A 25,056-nucleotide genomic window follows, 5' to 3' on the forward strand; every position below is an offset into this window, starting at 1 on the left:
GTCAGGCCGCCTTGCGCCGCGCGAACAGCGTCGCGATCCAAGGGCGGAACATGTTCTCCAGCGCGCCGCAGAACAGGATGATCAGGCCCTGGATCACGACGACCATTTCGCGGCTGATCGCGCGCATCTCGAAGGCGAGTTCGGCGCCGCCCTGATAGAGCGCGCCGAACAGCAGCGCCGCGAGGCATACACCCAGCGGATGGTTGCGGCCCATCAGGGCCACGGCGATGCCCACGAACCCGAAGCCGCCGGTGAAGGCGACGAGCAGGCGTTGATGGGCGCCCATGATCTCGTTGACGCCCATCAACCCGGCGAGCGCCCCGGAAATCGCCATCGCGACGATGATGGTCTTCGCCGGATCGATACCGGCATAGCGCGCGGCCTGTTCGTTCTGGCCGACGACGCGCAGCGCGTAACCCCAGCGCGTGCGCCAAATATAGACATAGACCAGGAACGCGGCGGCGAGCGCCAGGAAGAACGCGAAATTGAGCGGCGAGCGCGGGGCGTCGATGCCGATCCAGCCCAGCATCGTCTGCATCGTCGGCAGCGTGGCGTTGGCGATGAAGCGTCGCGTTTCCGGGGCGCCCCGGCCCGGCTCCAGCATCACGTTGCTGAGCAGATAGGTCATCAACGCGGCGGCGATGAAATTGAACATGATCGTCGTGATGACGACATGGCTGCCGCGCTTGGCCTGAAGCCAGCCGGGGATCGCGGCCCAGACGGCGCCGAACGCCATGCCGAGCGCGATGGCGCCGACGAAGATGACCGGCCAGGGCAGGAAGTCGAGATAGAGGCAGACCAGCGCCACGCCCAGCCCCGCGACGTAAGCCTGACCTTCGCCGCCGATATTGAATAAGCCGGCATGGAAGGCCAGCGCCACGGCAAGACCGGTGAAGATGAAATTCGTCGCGTAATAAAGCGTGAAAGCGATCGCTTCGGGATAGCCGATCGCGCCCTCGACCAGAATGCGCATGGCGCGCAACGGGTCTTCGCCGATCGCCAGCACGACTAGCCCGGACAGCACGAAGGCGAGGAGGAGATTGATGAGCGGCAGCAGAACGTAATCCGCCCAGGCCGGCATATCGCCGCGCGAACTCATGCCGCGATACCCGCCATCATCAGGCCGAGACGCTTTTCGTCGGCCGTGGTCCCATCGGCCTCGCCGATGATTCGGCCGCCGCACACGACCAGAATGCGGTCGGCCAGCGCCAGGATTTCGTCGAGCTCGCAGCTCACCAGCAGGATCGCCTTGCCGCGATCGCGCATTTCGACGATGCGCTTATGGATGAATTCGATCGCGCCGATATCCACGCCGCGCGTCGGCTGGCCGACCAGCAACAGGTCGGGATCGCGGTCGATCTCGCGGCCCAGCACGATCTTCTGCTGGTTGCCGCCGCTGAATTGGCCCGAGCGCAAACGCGGATCGACGGGGCGCACGTCGAACTGGCCCATCAGATCGCGGCAGCGTTCGATCGACCGGCTTTCCGACAGCAGCGGTCCGCGGCGCAGCGCATCGTCGTCGTGATAACCGAGGATCGCGGTCTCGTAGGCGTCGAAGCCCGTGACCATGCCCATGCGATGCCGGTCTTCGGGCACATGGGCGATGGCCACGCTGCGCGCGAATTTGGCGCGCGCGGGCACGCCCGGCGGCGGCAGCGCTTCGCCCTTATAGAGAAGGCGGCCGGACGCGACGGGACGAAGCCCCGCCAGCGTTTCCAGGATTTCGGTCTGGCCGTTGCCCGACACGCCGGCGATGCCGACGATCTCGCCCGCGCGCACCGAAAACGAGATGTCCTGAAGCCGTGCGGCACCGCGCGCGTCGATGCAGCTTAAATGCTCGACGCGCAGAACCTCGGCCCCCGGTTCGGCCGCACCCTTGGGAACGCGCGTCGTCACGCGGCGTCCGACCATCAATTCGGCGAGCTCGGCCTGGTTCGTGTCCTTGGTCTCGCGCGTCGCGACGATGGCACCCTGGCGCATCACGGTGACGCGGTCGGTGATCGCCATGATCTCGCGCAGCTTATGCGTGATCAGCAACACCGTGCTGCCCTGGCTGCGCCACAACGCCAACAGCTCGAACAGCTTGTCGGCCTCTTGCGGCGTCAGCACCGCCGTCGGCTCGTCGAGGATCAGAATGCGCGCCCCGCGATAGAGCGCCTTGAGGATTTCGACGCGCTGCTGCGCACCGACATGAAGCGTTTCGACCTTCGCGTCGAGATCGACGTCGAGGCCGTAATCGCGCGCGAGGCGCATGAGCTCGGCGCGCGCCGCCGCTTCGCCTTTGGCGAGAAGTGCGCCGCCCTCCGCGCCCAGCAGCACGTTTTCCAGCACGGTGAAATTCTCCACCAGCATGAAATGCTGATGGACCATGCCGATCCCGGCGGCGATCGCGTCCTGCGGCGAAGCGATGGTCACGCGCTTGCCGTCGACTTCGATCGTGCCGGAATCGGCTTGGTAATACCCGTAGACGATGCTCATCAGCGTCGACTTGCCGGCGCCGTTCTCGCCCACGATTCCGTGGATCGAGCCTTTGGCGACCGACAAGTCGATGCTGCGATTGGCATGCACCGGGCCGAAGCGCTTGTCGATGTTCGACAAGCGCAGGGCGGGTTGCGTCACGATTCCGCCGTCAACGCATGACGTCGGTGACGGTGATCTTCCCGTCGACGATCGCCTGGCGCGCTTCGTCGATGCGCTTCAGGATGTCGGCCGACAGCAACGCCTTGTTGTTGTCGTCGATCGCCATGCCGACACCTTCTTCCTTGAGGCCGAGCGCACGCGCCCCCGCCTTCCAGGTTCCGGCGCGGGCCTGGGTCATCGCTTCGTAGACGGCGATATCCACGCGCTTGACCATCGACGTCAGCATCGTGCCCGGATGCAGATGGTTCTGGTTGCTGTCCACGCCGATGGCGAACTTGCCGGCGTCCTTCGCGGCCTGATAGACGCCCGTCCCCGTGGCGCCGGCGGCGGCGAACACGACGTCCACGCCGCGATCGAACTGGCCGCGCGCGAGTTCCGCGCCGCGCGTCGGGTCGCGGAAGGCGGTCGGCGTCGTGCCGGTCATGTTCATGAACACTTCGACCGACGGCTTGGCGTGTTTGGCGCCTTCCTCGTAGCCCTTGTAGAATTTGCGGATGATCGGCACGTCCATGCCGCCGACGAAGCCGACCTTGCCGGTCTTCGAGGTGAGGGCGGCGGCCATGCCGACCAGGAACGAGCCTTCGTGCTCGCGGAACGTCACCGACTGCACGTTGGGCAGATCGACGACCGAATCGATGATCGTGAATTTGACGTTCGGGAATTCCTTGGCGACGGTTTCGATCGCCGCGTGGTTGTTGAACCCGACCGCAATCACGACCGAAGCACCGCGCCGGGCGAGATTGCGGATCGCCTGTTCGCGCTCGGCGGTGTTGGTGATTTCGAATTCGTTGTAGATGACGCCCGTTTCCTTTTTGAAACGCTCGGCGCCGTCATAGGCCGCTTGGTTGAACGAGCGGTCGAACTTGCCGCCGATGTCGAACATCACCGCGGGCGGCGTCTGGGCGGCGGCCGAACCGGCGATCGCGAGCGCGAGGGCCGCGGCGAGAACGGGGGTCTTCATGTTTATCGTCTCCCTGGGGGCGTCAATGCCCGGGCCGACTCTGGCAAAGCCGTTTCGCCGGATCAATGGCCCTATGCTAAAGCAGACCCGGTTTCGGCCCGGTTTGCCGGTTTTGCGGTGGAAAAAGTCCCATGAATCTCGACGCGCTCGACACACCCGCTTTGGTTCTCGATCTGGATGCGATGGGGCGGAATATCGCCAAGATGGCCGAATTTGCCCGTAAAGCCGGGGTAATGCTGCGCCCGCACGCCAAAACGCATAAAAGCCCGGCCGTTGCCCGGCGCCAAATCGCCGCGGGCGCGGTCGGCGTGTGCTGCCAGAAGGTCGGCGAGGCCGAGGTGATGGTCGAGGGCGGCGTGACCGACATTCTGGTTACGAACGAGATCGTCGGCTCCACGAAGGTCACCCGCCTTGTCGGCCTCGCCCGCCTCGCGACGATCCGCACCGTGGTCGATCATCCGGACGGGCTCGATGCGCTCGCCGCCGCTTGCGTCGCGGCGGGCGTGGAGATCGGCGTGCTGGTCGAATGCGATCTCGGCATGGGCCGCTGCGGAATCGCCGATCCGGTGGCGGCCGTCGCACTCGCCAAGCGCGCGATCGCGACGAAGGGCGTGCGCTTCGACGGGCTCCAAGCCTATCACGGCAAGATCCAGCACATCGCCGGCTGGGCCCAGCGCCGGGCGGGGGCGGAGGCGTGCAACGCCAAGCTCGCCGAATTCCGCGCGGCGTTCGCGGCGGCGGGGATCGCCACGCCGATCATCTCCGGGGCCGGAACCGGCAGCTACGAATTCCAAACGGCAGCCGGCTACACCGAATTCCAGTGCGGCACCTATGTGTTCATGGACAAGCAGTATCGCGACGTGGGCGATGAAACCGGCGAACGCTATGGTCGCTTCGAGCAAGCGTTGTTCGTGCTCGCGACGGTGATGAGCATCCCCTCGAACGATCGCGTCGTGCTCGATTGCGGCTACAAGACGCTGTCGGTCGATGGCGGCATGCCCGAAGCGATGGATCTGCCCGGTTGGAATTTCGGCTTCGGCGGCGACGAGCATGGCATTCTGCGCCGCGCCGATGCGACCGTGCGCTTGCCCAAGCTCGGCGAGAAATTGCGTATCGTACCCGCCCATGGCGACACGACGATCAATCTGCACGACGAATATCAGGTGCTGTCGGGCGGCAAGCCGACGATGGCTTGGCCCGTCGCGGCGCGAGGCAAGATCCGCTAGAGCAGTTTTTCGCGGGCGTCGTAGCCGTCGAGATCGGCGATCAGGCTCGGCTCGATATCGCGGAACAACCCGCGCGTGATCCCGGCGACAAGGCGCGGCAATGCGTGGCGATGCCCGCTGACCGACGCGCATTGCGCGCCGTGGCTCAACCCCGCCGCGAAGCCGAATTGATGGATGCGGCTCAGATGCTCGGCGTCGCGCCCCGGTTTCGGCGTGAACTCGAATCCCGCACCCAGATAGGGCCACGACGCCAGCACGGAATCGGGATCGTCGGTCCTGTGCACGTCGCCCCAGCGCGCGATATCGGCTTCGAGCGCCGCAAGTTCGGGGCGCAGCGAAAGATCGACGCGCATGCCGGTCGCGAAGATCAGGTAATCCGCATCGAGCGGGCCCTGCGGCGTGTCGATGCGCACTGCGTCGCCCGCGACCGCGAGTTTCGTCCACGGACGGCCGGGATGGGCGGCGAAGTTGGCAAAAGCTTTGCAGCCGTTGACGCCATCGGCGGTCGGTGGCTGATCCATCAAGCGGAAGCGCCGCATGATCGCCCATTTGGTCGCGTCGGGCAGTTCGGGGTAATGGCGCAGATAGCCCGCGAATTCCGCCCAGCGATGGGGATTGATCTCCGGCAGGGTTTCGCGCCGGAAACAGAGATCGACGCGTGCGGCCCCGGCCTTCAGCGCGGCAAGCGCGTTGTCGAACGCCGACGCGCCATGGCCGAGGACGGCGATGCGCTTGCCCTTCAACGCGGCGAAATCGACCGGTCCGTTGGAATGCGCGCGGAAGCGTTCGGGCAACGCCTCGGCCCATTCGGGCAGAGTCCATTGTCCGGCATTCTCGAACCCATGGGCGAGCACGACGCGGCGGGCATATTCGCGCGACGTTTTGCCATCGATGGCGAGATCGGCGGCGATCCAATCGCCTTGCGGTTCCAGGCGTAGGAGTTCCACTTGGTTGCGCACCGGGATCGCGGCCGTGTCGCGGAACCAGTCGAGATAGGCCGCCCAATGCGCGCGCGGGATACGGACGATTTGGTCCCACGCGTCCGGCCCGAATGCGGCGGCGTACCAGCTGCGCACCGACAAGGACGGCAAACCGCCATCGAGGCCGACGAGATCCTTGGGCGTGCGCAAGGTCGCCATGCGCGCGTAGTTGAGCCACGGACCTTCGCCGCCGCGCGGCGCCTTGTCGATGACCGACACGCCCGCCACGCCGTCGCGCGCCAATTGAAAGGCGACACCCAGGCCGCTTTGTCCGCCGCCGACAACCAGCACGTTATGACGGCCGGATTCGGCGGGTTCCGGCATCCAAATTCGGGCGGGATACGCCATCGCCGCCATGTCGGCGCGGGCTTGGGCGGTGAGGGCGGCGAGCGCTTCGCGGTTCATAGCCGCGTGGGCAGCAATAATCGGGCCGGGTTCACGCTTTCGCGCGGCAGCCGGGCGTGGTGCAGGTCAAACCCGCCGCGATGAACGTGCCGCAGCGCGGGCAGGCGCGCATCGTCGTCGCCCCCGCATCCATATCGGCCTTGGCGACGTCACGCGACTTGGCGCGCTGGGCGGCGATATCCGCTTCCTTTTCCCGGATGCGGAAATAGCGCCAGCCGAACCACGCGACCATGACGACGATGACGAAGATCAGAATTTTGCCGATCGAACCCATAGCGGTCTTATAACCCGAATCGCGCGAAAGCGGCGCGGGCTTCGATCGCGTCCAATGCGTCGCCCGCGTAGTCGGCTTGCGACGACAGGCCCAGCAAGCGGCGCAGGAAGCCGCCGCCTTGCAGCGCGAAGCCGCGATAGCGGACTTTTTCGCCGAAGCGCTTGCGCAGATCGGCGCGCGCGTCGCCGATCCCATCGATAAGGCCGAGATCGAGCGCCTTCGTGCCGGTCCAGAACTCGCCTTCGAACAATGTGGCGTCTTCGGCCTTCAACTTGGCGCCGCGCCGTGCGCGCACCCAGGCTTTGAAATTCGCGTGCAGCTCGGCCTGGATCGATTTGAGCCGCACGATATCTTCGGCTTTCTCCGGCCCGAACGGATCGAGCAGCGATTTGCGTTCACCCGAGGTGTGCAGGCGCCGCTCGATGCCGAGCTTGCCGATCATCTCCTGAAAGCCGAAACCGGCGGAGATGACGCCGATCGAACCGACGATCGAATTCGCGTCGGCGACGATCTCGTCCGCCGCCGCCGCGATCCAATACCCGCCCGACGCGGCGACATCCTCGACATAGGCGTAGACCGGCAGTTTTTCCTGGTCGGCGAGGGCCCGGATGCGGGCCCCGATCAACGCACTTTGGGCCGGCGATCCGCCGGGCGAGTTGATCACCAGCGCCACGGCGGCAAGACCCTTGGTCTTGAACATGCGCTCCAGCGGCCCGGCGAGGCGCTCCATCGACAGACCGCGCCGCCCGCCCATGCCGATCGGGCCTTGCAGGCGCATGACCGCGACGATCGGGGCGGGCGTGCGCCCGAGAAGGCGCGCGAAAGCGGGGCGGAGTTGGTCGAACATCGTGTTTCTATAGCAAGGGCAATTCGCCGCCGTCGCGCAGAATCGAATCCGCCGCGGCGGAGAATTTCCCGTCGCTCCCGTGCAAAACCAGGCCGCGCGCAAGCGTCAGCGGCGCCTTGGAGCCAAGGCGCGCGCGCACCAACACGCGTTTGGCGGGTTCGCCCGCTTTGGGCCACAGCGGAAACACGACGAGTTCGCCCAAGCCCTTCATCGCGGCCAGCAGATCGGCAAGCCGATCGGCGCGCTGCACGAACAGGATATGGGCTTTGGGCGACGCCGCGCGCTTGGCGGCTTTGACCCAGCCGGCGAGGTCGAGTTCGCCTTCCATATCCGCCTTGCGCTTGCGGGCGTGGGGCGAGGGATCGGCGCGCGCGGGATCGAGATAAGGCGGATTGACCATCACCAGATCGAAACCGACTTCCCCGAAAGTGGCCGCGTCGCCTTCGACGATCCGCGCGCGGATGGTGAAATCGTTGGCGGCAAGGTTTTCGCGCGCAAGATCGGCGAGATCGGGATCGATTTCCACGCCCACGGCGTGCGCGGTTTCGACGCGCGCCAGCAGGCACAGCATCGCCGCGCCCGCCCCGCAGCCGAGATCGAGCGCCTTGATCGGTTTGCCGGCGGCGGCGGCGAGCAGGACCGGATCTATCGCCGCGCGATAGCCGTCGGCGGGCTGCGCGAAGCGCAGTTTGCCGCCCAGCAACTTGTCCTGCGTGGTTTCGATCATCGTATCTCGTCCAATCCCGCCTGCTTCAAAAGGTCGCTTGCGGCGGCGTAGTCGGATTCGTCGACCGCCAGACGGCGCGGAAACGCGCCGATCGAGCCTTCGATCGCCGAAATATGCGCGTCCAGCGTCGCGAATTCGATGCGCGCGTCGCGCAAAAGCGCCTGCGCGAACGATAAAGCGACCGCATCCGTGGTTCGCAGGACTTCGCGCATCGAGTGTTGATTCCCCGGTTGAGGGCTCTATGCTCGCAATCGGCGGGTGCGGGCGTCAAGCGCGTCCGCCGCCGGATGCAGCAAAAAGGAATTCAGGACGTGGCCGTCGTCGTCAATCTCGAAGGCGAGCGCAAGAATCCCCGCCCCAGCGGTGCGAAGAACGCGCTTCAAAACCTCCTCGCCCTCGTCGACGGCGATCTGAAGGCCGTCAACGAGACGATCGTCCGGCGCATGCATTCCTCCGTCGATCTGATTCCGCAGCTCGCGGGGCATATCATCGCGGCCGGCGGCAAGCGCATGCGCCCGATGTTGACCCTCGCCGCCGCGCGCATGTGCGGCTATCGCGGCCAGCGCCATATCGGCCTCGCGGCCTGCGTCGAATTCATCCACACCGCCACGCTGCTGCATGACGACGTGGTCGACGAAAGCGATCTGCGCCGGGGCCGCGCCACCGCCAACGCGGTGTGGGGCAACAAGGCCTCCGTCCTCGTCGGCGATTTCCTGTTCAGCCGCGCCTTCCAGGTGATGGTGGAGGACGGCTCGCTGCCCGTTCTCGCGATCCTGTCCAACGCTTCGGCCGTGATCGCGGAAGGCGAGGTATTGCAGCTCACCACCGCCAACGACACCGAAACGTCCGAGCAAGCGTATCTCGAAGTCATCCGCGCCAAGACGGCGGCGTTGTTCGCCGCCGCCTGCCGCGTGGGGGCCGCCGTTGCCGACCGCCCGAAGGCGGAGGAGGACGCGCTGGAGGCTTACGGCCTCAATCTCGGCATCGCGTTCCAGCTGGTCGACGACGCGCTCGATTACGCGTCGGATACCGCGACGATGGGCAAGGAAGTCGGCGACGATTTCCGCGACGGGAAGATCACGCTGCCGATCGTGCTGTCGTTCCTGCGCGGCGACGAGGAGGAGCGCGCGTTCTGGCGCCGCACCCTCGAAGATCTCGACCAGAAGGACGGCGACCTCACCCGTGCGGTCGAACTCATGCGCAAGCACAACGCGCTGGCCGACACGATCGAGCGCGCGCGCCATTATGGGCGCATCGCCAAGGACTCGCTCGGCATCTTCGCCGACGGGGCGGAAAAGCGCGCGTTGATCGACCTGATCGATTTCGCGATCGAACGCGCGTACTAAGCCGCTTCCGTCAAGGCGCGGTCGATCGATTCGGTGAGCGCGGCGGCACCCCGCGCCACTTCCTCGGACGTTTGGGCGAGCTTGGCGCTCGTCTCATCGGCGCGCGAAGCGGCGCTCGCCACGGCGGCGATGCGCGCGGAAACGCCGCGCGCGGCGTCGGTCGTGCCCGCGATGCCGCGCGAGATTTCGCGCGTCGCCGCCCCTTGTTCCTCGATCGCGGCGGCGATGGCCGACGCGGTTCCGTCGATCGCCGCGATGGTCGTTTCGACCTCGCCGATCGAACGCACGGCCGCTTCGGTCGACGCGCCGATTTCGGCGACGCGTTTGGCGATGTCCTCGGTCGCGCGGGCCGTTTGCCCGGCGAGGCTTTTGACCTCGCCCGCGACGACGGCGAAACCTTTGCCCGCTTCGCCCGCGCGCGCCGCTTCGATCGTGGCGTTGAGGGCGAGAAGATTGGTCTGCGCGGCGATCTCCGCGATCAGCTTGGTTACGGTCCCGATCTGGCCGACCGCGTCCGACAGCCGAGCCACGGTCGCGCGCGCGGCACCGCCGCGTTCGACGGCCACGCGCGTGGTCTGCGCCGCCGTCGCGATCTGGCGGCCGATTTCATCGATCGATCCGGACAATTGGCTCGTCGCCGCCGCGACCGTCTCGGCGTTGCGCAAAGCCGCGTCCGCGGCTTCGGCGACGTCGCGGGAATCCGCCGCCGTGTCGCGCGCGGCCGTGGCAAGCGCGCCGGCGAGCCCGGTCATTTCGCCGGTGCGTCGCGCGGTCGCTTCTGCGGCCGCACTCGTGGCGCCGCGCACCGTGGTCGCCATCTGCGCGAGCGCTTCGCGCCGTGCGGCGTCGGCGCGTGCGCGATCTTCGGCTTGACGCGCGCGGGCACGGTCGGCTTCCGCCAGCCCGTCGCGCAAGGTCGTCAAAGCGCGCGCCGCATCGCCGATTTCGTCGCGGCGGCTCGATTGGACGATGTCGCCCGCATAGTCGCCGGCTTCGACCGCTTTCATCCGCGCGACGACGGCGGCGAGGGGGTTGGCGATGCCGCGCCGGCCGATGGCGATCCCCGCGACCGCGCCGATCAGCATCGCGAGCGCCGATAGGATCGGCAGCCAAAAGACCAAACGGTCGAGCAAGCCGACGACCGTGGCCGTCGCGGCGTCGGCCGCGCGGGCGTTACGATCGTAGAGTTCGGTCAGCGCGAAGATCGCCTCCAGCACCAAGCCGCCGCCGTCGACTGCGGCGGCGCCGGCTTGTTCGCGGGCACCGTCTTTCGCCAAGGCGACGACCTTGTCGGCGACGGGCTTATAGGCGTCGAGCGCCGCGCGCGCCTTCGCCGCCGCTTCGCGGGCGGGCGCGTCGAGCAGATGGGGGGCGAGGGCGGCGAGATTGTCGCGGATCACCTCGAAATCCTTGACGGCGGCGGCGGCGAGTTCGTCGCGCCGTGCGGCCGGCAGGTCGAGCCCCAAGGCTTCGACGTTGCGCGCGAAGGAGATCGTCGAAGCGCCGATATAGCCGGTTGTTTCGACGTTGCGCGCGGCATTGTTGATCGCGCGCGCTTGGTCGACGGCTTGGGCGAGACTCCAGACCGCGCCGCCGGCCATGGCGAGGGCGAGAAGGCTGGGCGCCATCACCGCCAGCAGGATTTTACGGGCGATCGGAAAATTTTCGAGACGCATCGCGGTTTCCCCGGAGATTGCGGACCGGGTTCGCGCGCGACGGCGAAAAGGTTACCGGCGTAACCCGGGCGCGGCGACGCGCGAACAAGGACCGACAGCCGCGTCCGGGAGGCGGGAAATGACAGCAATGCGACGGATCTTCGAGGCCATGCCGTGGCTTCTGGCCCTGTGGATCGCCTATATCTTCATTTGGTACCTCCAGTACAAATTCACCGGCGCGGACGGTTCGGTCTGGCTGTTCACCGTGCTGACCGACTGGCTGGGTTTTTCGGGTTACGAAAAGCCGATGCGCATCGGCGTGGGCGCGGCCGAGCTTCTTGCCGCAATCTTGGTGCTGATCCGCCGCACGCAGGTATTCGGCGCGGCGATGTCCGCCGGCATCATGGCGGGGGCCATTTTCTTCCATGTCGTCTCGCCGCTGGGGATCGACCCCTACGAAGACGGCGCCGTGTTGTTCACGGAAGCCTGCCTCGTGCTGCTCGCCGCCCTTGCCATTCTCTGGCTGCGGCGCGACGAAGCGCTCGATCTCGCGCGGCAATTGCCGGTGGTCGGCCGCTACGCATGAGCGTGATCGCCAAAAAACCGCGCGATCCGCGCCTCGATTTTTTCCGGGGTTTGTCGCTGATCGCGATCTTCTTCGCCCATGTGCCGGGCGGCTGGGCGCGCGAGGTGATCTGGGCGCGCTTCGGCCTGTCGGACGCGGCGCATGTGTTCGTGTTCATCTCCGGCTTTGCCGCCGCGATCGCGTTCGGCGGCACGTTCGGCCGGATGGGCTTCGCGACGGGGACGGCGCGCATCGCATGGCGCACGGCACAGCTTTACGGCTGCCATATCGCGCTGTTCTTCGTGACGTTGTTCCTGGTCGCTTCGCTATCGCCCGGCTACGCGGCGTTTTTGGGCATCGACGGATTCTTCGCCGATCCGATGCGCCATATCGTCGATCTGTTCACGCTGCGCTACGTGCCGACCTATTTCGACATTCTGCCGCTTTATATGGTCGTGCTTGCCGCCGTTCCCCTGGCGATGGCGTTGGCGCGCGTGCATCCCGGTTTGGTGATCGCGGCGAGCGTCGCTTTATGGAGCGTCGTGCAAGTCACCGGCTTCAATCTGCCGGCGGGCGACGGGCGGCTGTGGGGCTTCAACCCGCTCGCCTGGCAGATGCTGTTCTTCGCGGGTTTCGCCTTGTCGCGCGGCTGGATCGTCCCGCCCAAACCGACACTCGCCGTGCTGGCGTTGTGTCTTGCCTATCTCGTCTTCGGCTTCGTCGCCGAGTTCCGCGCGGTCTGGTCGCTGCTGCCCGAACTCGCGTCGTTGCACGATTGGGCTTATGCCCATGCCAACAAGCCCAATCTCGACGCGCGCCAATTCGCGCATTTCGTGGCGCTGGCGATCGTGGCGCTGTGGATCGTGCGCCAGCGCCCGGCGATGCTGGAAACCGCCCTCGCACAGCCCTTCGTTCTTCTCGGCCGCCAAGCGCTGCCGGTGTTTTTCGCGGGCATGGTGCTGTCGCATCTGGGCGGGATCGCGCTGGCGATTTACGGCACCGATCTCGAAGATCAGATCGCGGTGCATGGTTTCGGCCTTGCGGCGCTGTTCGCCGTCGCGCGCATCGCCGCTTACGTGAAGAATGCGCCATGGAAGACAGGCGTGAAGCCGCCGCCGGCGGGTGCGGCGATCAGCGTGCCCAGCGTCGCGCGATGAACTCGAGTGCGCGGGGCAAGGCGCGTTCCCACGTGCCCCATTCGTGACCGCCGGGGGCGGTCTCGTTTTCGACGTCGAACCCCTTGTCTTTCAGCATGCGCGCGAGATCGTCGCTCTGCGCTTGGATCGACCCGAAATCCGTCGTGCCGGCGGTGAGGTAGATCGCGGGCTTAGGCATCGCGGCCGGTAACGCGACCGCCAGCGCATGGGCGCTGTGTTTGAGGAAATTCGTGCGCGCGAAGGGCGTGCCGAACGCGCCGTCGAACACGCGCGCGACGCGCGCTTGCATCGCGTCGTCGAGGGCCGTCTCGCTTTCCAGCATCGTCCAGAACGCGCCGGACATCGACGCGGCGGCGACAAAACGCTCGGGATAGGCAAGGGCGATTCCCAGCGCGCCGAATCCGCCCATAGAATTGCCGGCGATCGCGCGTTGGCCGCGCGACGGGCTCGCGCCGAAGCGCCGCTCGATTTCGGCGGGCAGGTCGGTCGCAATGGCGGCGGCCATAGCACCCGCGTACCAGCTATTGCCGCCATCGGGCAGCACGATCAGGCAAGGCGGCATTTTGCGCTCGGCGATCAACCGGTCGGCGGTTTGCGCCACATGCGCCATGTCCAGCCAATCGGCGGGTTTGCTGTTGCGCCCGTGCAGCAGATAGACGACCGGCAAATCGCGCGCGACACCATCGGGTCTGTAGATCGCATAGACGAGGGGACGGCCCAGCGCCGCGCTCGGCGCCGACAAATCGCGCAGCACTTCGCCCGCGTGAACGGGCAAGGCGATTAAAACGGCCAGCAAAGCCACGATGGCGCGCATATTGCGAGCCTATCGCGCCGCCAAGGCGGGCGCTACATTCCCGCTTTCCCACGTATGCCGATGTTTCGAGGATCAAGGATGCAGCTTCCCACGCATGGCCGTTACGAGTATTCGCCGATTTCGACGCGCAAGCCTTACGATTGGCCAAACGGCACGCGGCTCGCGGTCTATCTCGGGCTCAATCTCGAACATTTCGCGTTTGGCGAAGGGCTGGGCGCGGAGCTTGCCCCCGGCGGCCCGCAACCCGACGTGCTGAACTACGCGTGGCGCGATTGGGGCAATCGCGTGGGCGCGTGGCGCATGCTGGAGCTGTTCGAGGAATTGTCGCTGCCCGCATCGGTGCTTATCAATTCGTCGATGTACGACTATGCGCCCGAATTGCTCGCGGCGTTCCGCAAGCGCGGCGACGAATTCGTCGGCCATGGCCGCACCAACGCCGAACGCCAAGGCACGCTGCCGGAGGCGGAAGAAGCCGCGTTGATCGCCGATGCGACGGCCGCGATGCGCGCCAAGGAAGGCAAGGCGCCGCAAGGCTGGCTCGGCCCCTGGATCAGCCAAAGCCGCGTCACGCCCGACCTGCTGCACGAGGCGGGCTATAGCTATGTGCTCGATTGGTGCATGGACGACCAGCCGATCTGGTTCAAGACGCGCAAGGGCCGCATCCTGGCCGTGCCCTATCCGCAGGAGCTCAACGACATTCCGATGATCGTCGGGCGCAAGATCGGCGGCGACGCTTTCGCCGATATGATCGTCGACGCGTTCGACGAGATGTTGCGCCAATCGAAGGACCAGCCGCTTGTCATGGGGATTGCGCTACATGCGTATCTCGTCGGCCAGCCGCATCGCTTGAAGCATCTGCGCCGCGCGCTCGCGTATATAAGGCAAGCTTGGCCGGAGATTTGGTTCACGACCTCGGGCCGGATCGCCACGCACGCCGCCAGCCTGCCGCCGGGCGTCGTTCCCTGACCAAATCCGATTGGTCGCCTTCGTAAAAGGCGGGACGGCGCAAATTTAAGCAAATGCCGTCGATAGCCGGTGGCCGATGCCGCGGGCGCAGACGCTTGGCTATCGTATCGGTTGCGTGCCCCGCGATCCTGCCCATCCGCGCGTGGTATCCCGGCGCGCCGTTCGCCACGCAAGCGTAGGTATTGCCGCGTATGGCATGCCCCTTGCTCCCCCATGAATTCGGCCGATCGGCCGCGCAACGAAACATGGGGGTTTCGCGAAAATGGGTATTTCTCGTCGTCGTCTATTGGGCACCGCCGTTGGTGGCGCCGCGATTCTGCACTACGGCCGTATGGGCGCATTCGCCCAGGCGCCGACGATCAAGATCGGCATTCTCCACTCGCTGTCGGGCACGATGGCGATTTCGGAGACGACGTTGAAAGACGTCATGCTGATGCTGATCGAGGAGCAGAACAAGAAGGGCGGCGTTCTGGGCCGCAAGCTCGAAGCGGTGGTCGCCGACCCCGCGTCGAACTGGCCGCTGTTCGCCGAAAAGGCGCGCGAACTGATCGCGCGCGACAAGGTCGCCGCGACGTTCGGCTGCTGGACCTCGGTCAGCCGCAAGTCGGTGCTGCCGGTGTTCAAGGAACTCAACAACATCCTCTTCTACCCCGTGCAGTACGAGGGCGAGGAGAGCGAGCGCAACGTGTTCTACACGGGTGCCGCGCCGAACCAGCAGGCCATTCCGGCCGTCGACTATCTGATGTCGAAGGACGGCGGCGAGGTGAAGCGCTGGGTCCTCGCGGGTACGGACTATGTCTATCCGCGCACGACCAACAAGATTCTCGAAGCGTATCTCAAGTCGAAGGGTGTCGCCGACGCCGACATCATGATCAACTACACGCCGTTCGGCCATGCCGACTGGCAGACGATCGTGTCGAGCATCAAGACCTTCGGCGCCGCCGGCAAGAAGACCGCCGTGGTGTCGACGATCAACGGCGACGCCAACGTTCCCTTCTACAAGGAACTCGGCAACCAGGGCATCAAGGCGACGGACATTCCCGTCGTCGCGTTCTCGGTCGGCGAAGAGGAACTCGCCGGCATCGATACGAAGCCGCTGCTCGGCCATCTCGCCGCCTGGAACTATTTCCAGTCGGTCAAGAACCCGATCAATGACGCCTTCATCAAGGAATGGCAGGCCTTCACCAAGAACCCGAAGCGCGTGACCAACGATCCGATGGAAGCGCATTTCATCGGCTTCAATATGTGGGTGAAGGCGGTCGAGGCGGCCAAGTCGGTCGATCCGGACGCCGTCATCAAGGCGCTGCCGGGCACCAAGGCGCCGAACCTGACCGGCGGCATTTCCGAAATGCTGCCCAACCACCACATCACGAAGCCCGTGATGATCGGCGAAGTCCGCGCGGACGGTCAGTTCGACGTGGTGTGGCAGACCAAGGATCTGGTCCCCGGCGACGCGTGGTCCAAGCATCTCGACGGGTCGAAGGACCTGATCGGCGATTGGGTGACGCGCAACTGCGGCAACTTCAACACCAAGACGAACACCTGCGGCAGCTGAGAAGCGACGCTGGTGAATCATCGTCATACGACGTTGCGGGACCGGGCGCGCGCTATCGCGCCCGGTCTTGCGTCCCCGGTGCTTCTGGCATTGGCGGTCCTGTTCCTACTGACATGCTTGGCGGCCTTGCCCGCGCGCGCGCAGGATTACAACGCCGCCCTCGACAAATTCCTGTCGGATTCCTTTTCGGATACCGAAGCCGGGATCGCGGGCGTGCAAGCCGCCGGCGATCCGCGCGGCGTTCCCGTCATCGAAGCGCTGCTCGACCGGCGCTTGCTGGTCAACGAAGCGGCCAAGGCGATCGTCTATCGCGACCGCGCGGGCGCCACGTTCGATGCGCGCACCGGCGAACCTGCCGCCGCCCCCGATAGCCCCACGACCGTGCGTCTCAACAACCGTCTGCGCGGCATCGCGCAAGCGGCGATGGGCGCCATGACCCTTTTGTCGCCCGATCCCGTGCGCCGCCGTCAAGCGGCCGAGGCCGTGTTCCGCTCGCGCGACGCGTCCGCCCTGCCGGCCATCGATCAGGCCTTGGCGCGCGAAACCCTGCCCAGCGTGCGCGAGGCGCTGCGTCTGGCGCGCGCGGCGATCGTGCTGACCGACGACGCGACGCCGATGGCCGATCGCATCGCGGCCGTCGATATCGTATCGGCGTCCGCCGATCGCGACCGGATCGGTTTGCTGCGCCAAGTCATGAACCGCGCGCCGGCCGAGTTGAAACCCGCCCTCGAAGCCGGGATCGCGAAGATCGAGAACGTGCTGAAGATGCGCGAAATCGCGCAGACCTTCTGGTTCGGTCTGTCGCTCGGTTCGGTGCTGCTGCTCGCCGCCATCGGCCTTGCCATCACCTTCGGCGTGATGGGCGTCATCAACATGGCGCATGGCGAGATGGTGATGATCGGCGCCTATGTCACCTTCATGGTGCAGGAGACGATCCGCGCGTCGGCACCGCATCTGTTCGATTATTCGCTGCTGATTGCGCTGCCGCTCGCCTTTTTCGTCGCGGGCGCCATCGGCGTGGCGATCGAACGCGGCATCATCCGCTTCCTCTATGGCCGGCCGCTCGAAACGCTGCTCGCCACGTTCGGCGTGTCGCTGTTCCTGCAACAGGGGGTGCGCACCATCTTCGGGCCGACGAACCGCGAAGTCGGGGCGCCCGGCTTCATGTCGGGCTATTTCGAGTTCTTCGGCCTGCAGATCACCTATGGCCGCTTGTGGATCGTCGTCTTCGCGATCTTCGTCTTCGCGATGCTGCTGCTGGTGCTGAAGGGCACGTCGCTGGGCCTGCATATGCGCGCGGTCACGCAGAACCGGCGCATGGCGGCGTCGATGGGCATTCGCACCGGCTTCGTCGATGCGATGACTTTCGGCCTCGGCTCGGGCATCGCCGGGATCGCGGGCGTGGCGCTGAGCCAAATCGACAATGTCAGCCCCAATCTCGGGCAGGGCTATATCATCGACAGCTTCATGGTCGTCGTGTTCGGCGGTGTCGGCAACCTCTGGGGCACGCTGGTCGCGGCGCTGTCGCTCGGCGTGGCCAACAAGCTGCTCGAGCCCTTCGCGGGCGCGGTACTGGGCAAGATCCTGATCCTGGTGCTGCTGATCCTGTTCATCCAGAAACGTCCGCGCGGGTTGTTCGCGCTCAAAGGCCGGGCCGTCGAACAATGATCGCCGCGTTGCTTGCCGAAAAACTCGACGGGCGCGGGAAGATCTTTTTGATCTTCCTGGCGCTGCTCGCCGTCCTGGTGCCGATCTGCAATCTGTTCGTGCCCGCAGGCTCGGCCTTCCATATCGGCACCGGCACGGTCGTGCTGATGGGCAAATGGCTGTGCTACGCGATGCTGGCCGTCGCCCTCGATCTCGTCTGGGGCTATTGCGGCATTCTCTCGCTCGGTCACGGCGCGTTCTTCGCGCTGGGCGGCTATGCGATGGGCATGTACCTCATGCGCCAGATCGGCACGCGCGGCGTTTATGGCCATCCGATCCTGCCGGATTTCATGGTCTTCCTGAATTGGACCGAGCTGCCCGTCGCGTGGTGGGGCTTCCAGAACCCGTTCTACGCGATGTTCATGGTGCTGGCGGTGCCCGGCGCGCTCGCCTTCGTGTTCGGCTGGTTCGCCTTCCGCAGCCGCGTCACGGGCGTATATCTGTCGATCATCACCCAGGCGCTGACCTATGCGCTGCTGCTCGCCTTCTTCCGCAACGATATGGGGTTCGGCGGCAATAACGGCCTGACCGATTTCAAGGACATCTTCGGCTTCAACGTCCAGTCGGGCGGCACGCGCATGGTGCTGTTCCTGGCGAGCGTCGCGGGTCTCGTGCTTGCCTTCCTGATCGCGCGTTTCATGGTTACGTCGACCTTCGGCAAAGTGCTGGTCGCGATCCGCGACGGCGAAAGCCGGACGCGGTTCTTGGGCTACCGGGTTGAGCGCTTCAAGCTGCTGGTCTTCGTCGTCTCGGCGATGATGGCGGGCGTGGCGGGGGCCCTTTACGTACCGCAAGTCGGCATCATCAACCCGTCGGAATTCTCGCCGATCAACTCGATCGAAGCGGTCGTGTGGGTCGCGATGGGCGGGCGCGGCACGCTGGTCGGTGCGGCGATCGGGGCGGGCATCGTCAACGCGCTGAAGACGACCTTCACCACCGGCGCCTTGGCGCCGTATTGGCTGTTCGTGCTGGGTGCCTTGTTCGTGCTCGTCACCGTCGCCTTGCCCGCGGGCATTCTGGGGGCGGCCGAAGGCCTCATCAAGCGCTTGCGCGGATCGGGTTCGCCCGCCCGCAAGCCGGCCGAATGAGGGCACGGATATGAACACCCCAGTCGTTCGCGCGCTCCTTTATCTCGACGGCGTCAACGTCACCTTCGACGGCTTCCGCGCCTTGCGCTCGCTGTCGCTGACGGTCGAAACCGGCGCCATGCGCGCCATCATCGGCCCCAACGGGGCGGGCAAGACCACGATGATGGATGTCATCACCGGCAAGACGAAGCCCGACAACGGCGACGTGTTGTTCGCCGACGGCACGGTGGATTTGACGCGCCACGACGAAGCCTCGATCGCGGAACTGGGAATCGGGCGGAAATTCCAGAAGCCGACCGTGTTCGAAAGCCATACGGTCGCGGACAACGTGCTGCTCGCCACGGCGGGCCCGCGCGGCGCGTTCTCGTCGCTGTGGGGCGCGCGCGCGCGCGTCGAGCGCGAACGTATCGACGAGGCGCTGGAAACCGTGCGCTTGCTCGCCCATCGCGACCGGCGGGCGGGCGAATTGTCGCACGGTCAGAAGCAATGGCTGGAGATCGCCATGCTGCTCGCCCAGAACCCGAAGCTGCTGTTGGTCGACGAGCCGGTCGCGGGCATGACCGACGCGGAAACCGAGACGACGGCCGAGCTGCTGCGCGAGATCAACCGCGACCACACCGTGGTCGTGGTCGAGCACGATATGAGTTTCGTGCGCGCGCTCGATTGCCGTGTCACCTGTCTGCACGAAGGATCCGTGCTCGCCGAGGGCTCGATCGACACGGTCGCGTCGAACGAGCGCGTCATCGAAGTCTATCTGGGGCGCTGAGCAGCATGTTGGCCGTCGACAAGATCGATCTCCATTACGGCCAGGCGCAGGCCTTGCGCGGCATCTCGATCGAAGCGCATTTCGGCGAAGTGTGCTGCGTGCTGGGCCGCAACGGGGTGGGCAAAAGCTCGCTGTTGCGCGCCATCACCGGCCAGCGCGGCATTTCGGCCGGTTCGATCACTTTCGAAGGCAAACGCATCGACGCGATGGCGCCCGAAGATCGCGCGCGTGCGGGCATCGCTTACGTGCCGCAGGGCCGCGAGATTTTCGCGATGCTGACGGTGAAGGAGAATCTCGAAACCGGCTTCGCGCCCTTGCCGCGCGGCCAGCGTTCGATCCCGGACGATCTCTTCGATCTGTTTCCGGTGCTGAAGGAAATGCTCGGGCGGCGCGGCGGCGATCTGTCCGGCGGCCAGCAGCAGCAATTGGCGATCGGCCGCGCGTTGACCATGCGCCCGAAGCTCCTCGTGCTCGACGAACCGACGGAGGGGATTCAGCCCTCGATCATCAAGGATATCGGCCGGACGATCGCTTATCTGCGCCAGCGCGGCGACATGGCGATCGTGCTGGTCGAGCAGTATTTCGACTTCGCCAAGGAACTCGCCGATCGCTGGTACGTGATGGAGCGCGGCGAGGTTTCCCTCGCCGGCACCAAGGCGAATATGGACGAAGACGAAATCCGCCGCCGGATGTCGGTTTAGGCGGCGGCTTTCTTCGCGACGCGCGAGGGCTGCGGCGGCAGGAAAATCGTCAGCAGCCCGATCGCCGGCAGATAGGCGCAGATCGCGTAGACGGTATCGAGGCCGTGGATATCCGCGATCTCGCCCAGCGCCGCGGCGCCGATGCCGCCCAGCCCGAACGAGAAGCCGAAGAACACGCCGGCGACCAGGCCGACGCGGCCGGGGATCAATTCCTGCGCGTAAACCAGAATCGCCGAGAACGACGACGACATGATGAAGCCGACGATGAAGGCGAGGATCAGCGTCGCCTCGAACCCGACATAAGGCAGCACCAGCGAGAAGGGCAGCGCGCCGAGGATCGAGAACCAGATGATCGGCAAACGGCCGATGCGGTCGCCCAGCCACCCGCCGACGAGCGCCCCGATGGGCGCCGACAGCAGGAAGGAGAACAGCGCGTATTGCGCGGTCTGCACGTCCACGCCGAAACGGCCCATCAGGTAGAAGGTGAAGTAGGACGTGAAGGCCGCCATGTAGAAGGTCTTGGAGAAGATCAGCGCCACCATCACGCTGACCGCGATCGCGACCTTGCGCTTGCCCAACGCGGCGGCCATATCGCCCGCCACCGCCGCGGCCGCACGTCCGGCGCGCGGCTTCATGTTGCGCGCGTACCAGCCGCCGATCCAGAACAGCACCGCCATGCCGACGAAGGCGGCGGCGGAGAACCAGGCGATGCTGCCTTGGCCATGCGGCAGCACGATCAACGCGGCGAGCAGCGGCCCGATGGCCGAGCCCGCGTTGCCGCCGACCTGAAACAGCGATTGCGCCAGGCCATGGCGCCCGCCCGACGCCTGGCGCGCGACGCGCGAGGCTTCGGGATGGAACACCGCCGAGCCGAGGCCGACGAGGCAGGCGGCGAGCAAGATCAGCGGATAGCTATGCGCTTGCGACAGCAGCAGCAAGCCGATCAGCGTCGAGCCCATGCCGATGGCGAGCGAATAGGGGCGCGGATTGCGGTCGGTGACGAAACCGATCACCGGCTGGAACATCGACGCGGTGATCTGGAAGGCCAGCGTGATCAAACCGATCTGCCCGAAATCCAGCCCATGCGCTTCCTTCAGGATCGGGTAGATCGCCGGGATCATCGACTGCATCGTGTCGTTCAGGAAGTGGCAGAACGACAGCGAAAACACGACCGCGAACGCGCCGTTGGCGGCGGTGGGCGCGATCTTCGGAGCGGCGAAATCGGCGGGGGAAGCGGTCAGGGTGGCGGTTTGGCCGCGCGTATCGTCGGGCATGGGCTGTTTCTCCAGAGCCCCAAGAATTAATCTTTGCGACTCGCGCGCGTCGACCGCTATCGGCGCAACGCTGGTCCGCGCCGATTTATCAATATATTTCAAATGATTATGACGGGGATCGCCAGCCCAACAAGCGCAGTGCGTTGAGCGTGACCAGCACCGTGGCGCCGGTATCGGCCAGAATCGCCGGCCACAGGCCGGTGATGCCCGCGATCGTGGTGCCGAGGAACACGATCTTCAAGCCGATGGCGATCGCCATGTTTTGCTTCACATTGGCAAGCGTGGCGCGCGACAGGCGCACGAGATCCACGATGCCGGACACGCGATCCTTCACGATCGCGGCGTCGGCCGCTTCGAGTGCGGCGGCCGTGCCGCCGCCCATCGCGATGCCGACATTGGCGGCGGCGAGGGCGGGCGCATCGTTGATGCCGTCGCCGACCATCGCCACGCCGCCATAACGTTTCAGCGCATCGATCTCGGCGAGCTTCTGCGCCGGCGTGAGTTGCGCTTTGAAATCCATGCCCAAGGTTCCGGCGATCGCGGCGGCGGTGCGCGGATTGTCGCCCGTCAGCATCACCGCGCGTGGCCCCAGTGCGTGCAAGCGCGCGATGGCGACTTTCGCTTCGGCGCGCGGCTCGTCGCGCATCGCGATCGCGCCCAGCGCCGTCCCATTGCGATAGACGAGTGCAACGGTCTTGCCGTCGCGTTCCAGCGCGTCGACGCCATCGGGCAAGGCGCGGCCCAATGTTGCGGCCCAAAACGGGCTGCCGATTTCCACCAGCGCGCCGTCGATGCGCGCGGTCACGCCCATGCCGGGTTCGGCGGTCGCGTCGCCGGCAGCGCGCAAAGCTAAGCCGCGCGTATGCGCCGCCGCGACGATGGCTTTGGCGAGCGGATGCGCCGAGCCCGCTTCGACGCTGGCGCCGAGCGTCAGCAATTCGTCTTCGGTGGTGTCCGGGGCCGGAATCGCATCGGTGACGCGCGGTTTGCCTTGGGTCAGCGTGCCGGTCTTGTCGAACGCGATCGTCGCCGCATGGCCGATCGCTTCCAGCGCAGCCCCGCCTTTGATCAGCAGACCGTTGCGGGCACCCGCCGACAGGCCCGACGCCATCGCGGCGGGCACGGAGATGACCAGCGCACAGGGGCAGGCGACGAGCAGCACGGCAAGCCCGCGATAGATCCAAGTCGCCCATTCGCCGCCACCCAGCAGCGGCGGCAAAACGGCGACGGCGAACGCCAACACCATCGCGGCGGGCGTCCAGATCGCGCTGAAGCGTTCGATGAAACGCTGTGTGGTCCCGCGCGACACGGCGGCGTCCTGCACCATGCGCGCGATGCGCGCGAGCGTGGAGTCCGGCCCCGCTTGCGTCACGCGCAGCACCAATGCCGCGTTCGCGTTGACGCTGCCCGCGACGACGTTGTCGCCGACCCCCCGCGCCACCGGCACGGATTCGCCGGTCACCGGGCTTTCGTCCAGCGCCGATGCGCCTTCGACGATCGCGCCGTCGCAGGGCACGCGCTCGCCCGGGCGCACGCGCACGATATCGCCCGCTTGCAGCTTTTCGGCGTCGATCGTTTCGTAATTGCCGTCCGCTTTGCGGCGCTGCGCCTCGCGCGGCATCATCGCCACCAGCGATCGGATGCCCGCGCGCGCCCTTCCGGCGGCGACCCCTTCCAGCCATTCGCCGATGGCGAACAGCAGCACGACGATGGCGGATTCCGCCGCCGCCCCAATGATCACGGCGCCGATCGCGGCGACGCACATCAAGGTTTCGATGGAGAAGGGCGATCCGCCGCGCGCCAACGCGATTGCGCGTCGCCCGAACGGGATCAGCGCCAGCAGCGTGGCGCCGAGATAGAGAGTGTCCGCCCATTCGGGCAGCGCATAGGACGCGGCATAGGCGGCGGCGACGAGGGCGCCAAGCACGAAGACCAAGCGGAGCTTGGCGTTGCCGCGATCGTGGTCGATGCCGCCATGGTCATGATGATGATGCGCGCGGCGCTTCGCCGCCGGGGATTGGCGCGAGACGCCGTAGCCCAGCGCCGTCACCTGGACTTCGATGGCGTCGGCGGCCCCTTCGGGGGCCAAATCGAAACGCAAACGTTCGGCGATCAGATTGACCTCGACGGCCGAAACGCCCGGCAGGCGCTCGACCGCCTTGGTCACTTTGGCGACGCAAGCCGCGCAATCCATCCCGCTCACTTGCCAGTCGTGTTTCGCCGCCGCGCCCATCGCCGTTCCCTTTCAATATATGAATAGCTATTCATATGTTGTTGAGTCAAGGCGATACTGGGCGACGGCGGGCTTGACCGGCCAGCGCTTTGATAATATTGAACATCTGTTCATTCGTTGGAAACGAAGATGGCCCGCCCCCGCATCGGAATCCGCAAAGCCCAGGATCACGCCGCCGAGCTCGCGGATCTGTTCCGCCTGCTCGGCGACACCACGCGCCTGCGCATCGTGTTGGAGTGCACGGCGTCCGAGCGTCCGGTGAACGAGATCGCGGAACGGCTGGGGCTCTCCGCCTCGCTCGTCAGCCATCATTTGCGCCTGCTGAAAGCCGCGCGCATCGTGCGCGCCGAACGCCAGGGCAAGCAGGTCTATTATTCGGCGGCCGACGATCACATCACCCGCGTGGTGACCGACATGCTCGAGCATGTCCGCGAGCCGCGCCACGAGGACATCTGATTAAAGCGATGAACATGTTGCGCACCATCCGCCTCGCCGCGTGGTTTCTGGTCGTCGTCGTCGCCGTCTTCACGGGCGCCATTTGGGCGACGCGCGCCTTGAAACCCGTGCCCGAGGCCGTGCCGATTTCCAGCGCCTTGTCGCAATTCGGCGGCACCTTCTCGATCCCGGACATGAACGGCAAGCGGATGACCGAGCGCGATCTCGCCGGGCGGCCGTCGCTGATGTTTTTCGGCTTCACCTATTGCCCCGATGTCTGCCCGACGACGCTGACCGATATTTCGGGCTGGCTCGATACGCTGGGCGAGGAGGCGAAGGATCTCGCCGTCTATTTCATCAGCGTCGATCCGGAACGCGATACGCCCGAACAACTGCGCGATTATCTCAGCGCGTTCGACGGGCGGATCATGGGCTTGGTCGGCACCCCGGCCGAAACCGCGCGGATCGCCGATGCTTGGCGCGTCGTCTACAAGAAAGTGCCGCAAGGCGACAGCTACGTGATCGACCACACGGCGACGGTGTTCATGGTCGACAAGTCCGGCCAATTCGCCGGAACGATCGATTTCCACGAGCAGCGCGAGACGGCGCTGGCGAAGCTATCGCGACTTCTTCGCAGTGCACAAAATTCTTGACCGGGTAAACCGGCGCTGGTACGCGTCAATTCTCCTTGGGGAGTAGTCGGCGTTCCCGAAACGCGTTCGCGTCAACATACT

Annotated in this window: 24 protein-coding genes; 12 read left to right on the plus strand and 12 right to left on the minus strand. The window is 66.0% G+C overall.

Going from position 1 to position 25,056, the window contains the following annotated elements; translation table 11 throughout:
- Nucleotide 1 precedes the first annotated feature (1 nt).
- Genes J0H39_06995 through J0H39_07005 form a run of 3 tightly spaced genes read right to left on the minus strand, consistent with a single transcriptional unit; the run spans nt 2 to nt 3,601 of the window.
- Nucleotides 2–1,099 (minus strand): ABC transporter permease, encoded by a 1,098-nt coding sequence (locus J0H39_06995; GenBank protein ID MBN9496483.1) that lies wholly within the window; start codon nt 1,097–1,099, stop codon nt 2–4.
- A complete protein-coding gene (locus tag J0H39_07000) occupies nt 1,096–2,622 on the minus strand; it encodes an ABC transporter ATP-binding protein (protein ID MBN9496484.1) in 1,527 nt (508 codons plus the stop codon). The genes J0H39_06995 and J0H39_07000 overlap by 4 nt, the downstream gene beginning before the upstream one ends.
- A gap of 7 nt (nt 2,623–2,629) precedes the next feature.
- Nucleotides 2,630–3,601, minus strand: coding sequence for a BMP family ABC transporter substrate-binding protein (locus J0H39_07005; protein ID MBN9496485.1), 972 nt, complete (start codon nt 3,599–3,601; stop codon nt 2,630–2,632).
- A gap of 131 nt (nt 3,602–3,732) precedes the next feature.
- On the opposite strand from J0H39_07005, the gene J0H39_07010 reads away from it, so the two are divergent.
- Nucleotides 3,733–4,827, plus strand: coding sequence for a DSD1 family PLP-dependent enzyme (locus J0H39_07010; GenBank protein ID MBN9496486.1), 1,095 nt, complete (start codon nt 3,733–3,735; stop codon nt 4,825–4,827).
- On the opposite strand, the gene J0H39_07015 is transcribed toward J0H39_07010, so the two are convergent.
- The 5 genes from J0H39_07015 to J0H39_07035 are packed head-to-tail and all read right to left on the minus strand — an operon-like array spanning nt 4,824 to nt 8,272.
- On the minus strand, nt 4,824–6,212 hold the full coding sequence (locus J0H39_07015) for an NAD(P)/FAD-dependent oxidoreductase (protein MBN9496487.1): 1,389 nt from the start codon (nt 6,210–6,212) through the stop codon (nt 4,824–4,826). The genes J0H39_07010 and J0H39_07015 overlap by 4 nt on opposite strands.
- Before the next feature lie 31 nt (nt 6,213–6,243).
- Nucleotides 6,244–6,486, minus strand: coding sequence for a hypothetical protein (locus J0H39_07020; GenBank protein MBN9496488.1), 243 nt, complete (start codon nt 6,484–6,486; stop codon nt 6,244–6,246).
- A gap of 7 nt (nt 6,487–6,493) precedes the next feature.
- Nucleotides 6,494–7,333, minus strand: a complete 840-nt coding sequence (locus J0H39_07025) for a S49 family peptidase (GenBank protein ID MBN9496489.1) — start codon at nt 7,331–7,333, stop codon at nt 6,494–6,496.
- Between the two features lie 7 nt (nt 7,334–7,340).
- A complete protein-coding gene (locus J0H39_07030) occupies nt 7,341–8,060 on the minus strand; it encodes a methyltransferase (GenBank protein ID MBN9496490.1) in 720 nt (239 codons plus the stop codon).
- Nucleotides 8,057–8,272, minus strand: coding sequence for a DUF2007 domain-containing protein (locus J0H39_07035; GenBank protein ID MBN9496491.1), 216 nt, complete (start codon nt 8,270–8,272; stop codon nt 8,057–8,059). Before J0H39_07035 ends, J0H39_07030 begins: the two co-directional genes overlap by 4 nt.
- Nucleotides 8,273–8,347: 75 nt before the next feature.
- Between J0H39_07035 and J0H39_07040 the strand changes: the two genes are divergently transcribed.
- A complete protein-coding gene (locus tag J0H39_07040) occupies nt 8,348–9,406 on the plus strand; it encodes a polyprenyl synthetase family protein (GenBank protein ID MBN9496492.1) in 1,059 nt (352 codons plus the stop codon).
- On the opposite strand, the gene J0H39_07045 is transcribed toward J0H39_07040, so the two are convergent.
- The gene (locus J0H39_07045; protein ID MBN9496493.1) at nt 9,403–11,082 is read right to left on the minus strand and encodes an MCP four helix bundle domain-containing protein; all 1,680 of its coding nucleotides are present in this window, start codon (nt 11,080–11,082) and stop codon (nt 9,403–9,405) included. The two genes, J0H39_07040 and J0H39_07045, sit on opposite strands and share 4 nt — an antisense overlap.
- 127 nt (nt 11,083–11,209) lie before the next feature.
- On the opposite strand from J0H39_07045, the gene J0H39_07050 reads away from it, so the two are divergent.
- Together J0H39_07050 and J0H39_07055 are read left to right on the plus strand one after the other, a co-directional pair.
- Nucleotides 11,210–11,647, plus strand: coding sequence for a DoxX family protein (locus J0H39_07050; protein ID MBN9496494.1), 438 nt, complete (start codon nt 11,210–11,212; stop codon nt 11,645–11,647).
- Nucleotides 11,644–12,783, plus strand: a complete 1,140-nt coding sequence (locus J0H39_07055; protein MBN9496495.1) for an OpgC domain-containing protein — start codon at nt 11,644–11,646, stop codon at nt 12,781–12,783. Before J0H39_07050 ends, J0H39_07055 begins: the two co-directional genes overlap by 4 nt.
- Here J0H39_07055 and J0H39_07060 read toward each other — a convergent pair.
- Entirely contained in the window at nt 12,758–13,597 is an 840-nt protein-coding gene (locus J0H39_07060; GenBank protein ID MBN9496496.1) for a hypothetical protein, read from the minus strand. The genes J0H39_07055 and J0H39_07060 overlap by 26 nt on opposite strands.
- Before the next feature lie 78 nt (nt 13,598–13,675).
- Here J0H39_07060 and J0H39_07065 point away from each other — a divergent pair, with 78 nt between their 5' ends.
- The 6 genes from J0H39_07065 (at nt 13,676) to urtE (ending at nt 20,380) form a co-directional block, all read left to right on the plus strand.
- Nucleotides 13,676–14,563: a polysaccharide deacetylase family protein gene (locus tag J0H39_07065; GenBank protein MBN9496497.1), complete on the plus strand. Its 888-nt coding sequence runs from the start codon at nt 13,676–13,678 to the stop codon at nt 14,561–14,563.
- A gap of 262 nt (nt 14,564–14,825) precedes the next feature.
- Nucleotides 14,826–16,118: an urea ABC transporter substrate-binding protein gene (gene urtA / locus J0H39_07070; protein ID MBN9496498.1), complete on the plus strand. Its 1,293-nt coding sequence runs from the start codon at nt 14,826–14,828 to the stop codon at nt 16,116–16,118.
- 78 nt (nt 16,119–16,196) lie between these two features.
- Nucleotides 16,197–17,786, plus strand: coding sequence for an urea ABC transporter permease subunit UrtB (urtB, locus tag J0H39_07075; GenBank protein ID MBN9496499.1), 1,590 nt, complete (start codon nt 16,197–16,199; stop codon nt 17,784–17,786).
- Nucleotides 17,783–18,913 (plus strand): urea ABC transporter permease subunit UrtC, encoded by a 1,131-nt coding sequence (gene urtC / locus J0H39_07080; protein MBN9496500.1) that lies wholly within the window; start codon nt 17,783–17,785, stop codon nt 18,911–18,913. Before urtB ends, urtC begins: the two co-directional genes overlap by 4 nt.
- A gap of 10 nt (nt 18,914–18,923) precedes the next feature.
- Nucleotides 18,924–19,679, plus strand: coding sequence for an urea ABC transporter ATP-binding protein UrtD (gene urtD, locus J0H39_07085; protein MBN9496501.1), 756 nt, complete (start codon nt 18,924–18,926; stop codon nt 19,677–19,679).
- 5 nt (nt 19,680–19,684) lie between these two features.
- Nucleotides 19,685–20,380: an urea ABC transporter ATP-binding subunit UrtE gene (urtE, locus tag J0H39_07090; GenBank protein ID MBN9496502.1), complete on the plus strand. Its 696-nt coding sequence runs from the start codon at nt 19,685–19,687 to the stop codon at nt 20,378–20,380.
- Here the strand turns inward: urtE and J0H39_07095 are convergent.
- Together J0H39_07095 and J0H39_07100 are read right to left on the minus strand one after the other, a co-directional pair.
- Nucleotides 20,377–21,654 carry an MFS transporter gene (locus J0H39_07095; GenBank protein ID MBN9496503.1) on the minus strand — a complete coding sequence of 426 codons (1,278 nt, stop codon included), beginning with the start codon at nt 21,652–21,654 and terminating at the stop codon, nt 20,377–20,379. The genes urtE and J0H39_07095 overlap by 4 nt on opposite strands.
- Nucleotides 21,655–21,760: 106 nt before the next feature.
- A complete protein-coding gene (locus tag J0H39_07100; protein MBN9496504.1) occupies nt 21,761–23,848 on the minus strand; it encodes a heavy metal translocating P-type ATPase in 2,088 nt (695 codons plus the stop codon).
- Between the two features lie 168 nt (nt 23,849–24,016).
- Here J0H39_07100 and J0H39_07105 point away from each other — a divergent pair, with 168 nt between their 5' ends.
- Both J0H39_07105 and J0H39_07110 read left to right on the plus strand, forming a co-directional pair.
- Nucleotides 24,017–24,343: a winged helix-turn-helix transcriptional regulator gene (locus J0H39_07105; GenBank protein ID MBN9496505.1), complete on the plus strand. Its 327-nt coding sequence runs from the start codon at nt 24,017–24,019 to the stop codon at nt 24,341–24,343.
- A gap of 14 nt (nt 24,344–24,357) precedes the next feature.
- A complete protein-coding gene (locus tag J0H39_07110; GenBank protein MBN9496506.1) occupies nt 24,358–24,975 on the plus strand; it encodes an SCO family protein in 618 nt (205 codons plus the stop codon).
- The last annotated feature ends 81 nt before the right edge of the window (nt 24,976–25,056 follow it).

It is taken from the genome of Alphaproteobacteria bacterium (assembly GCA_017308135.1).
GTDB lineage: Bacteria > Pseudomonadota > Alphaproteobacteria > CACIAM-22H2 > CACIAM-22H2 > Tagaea.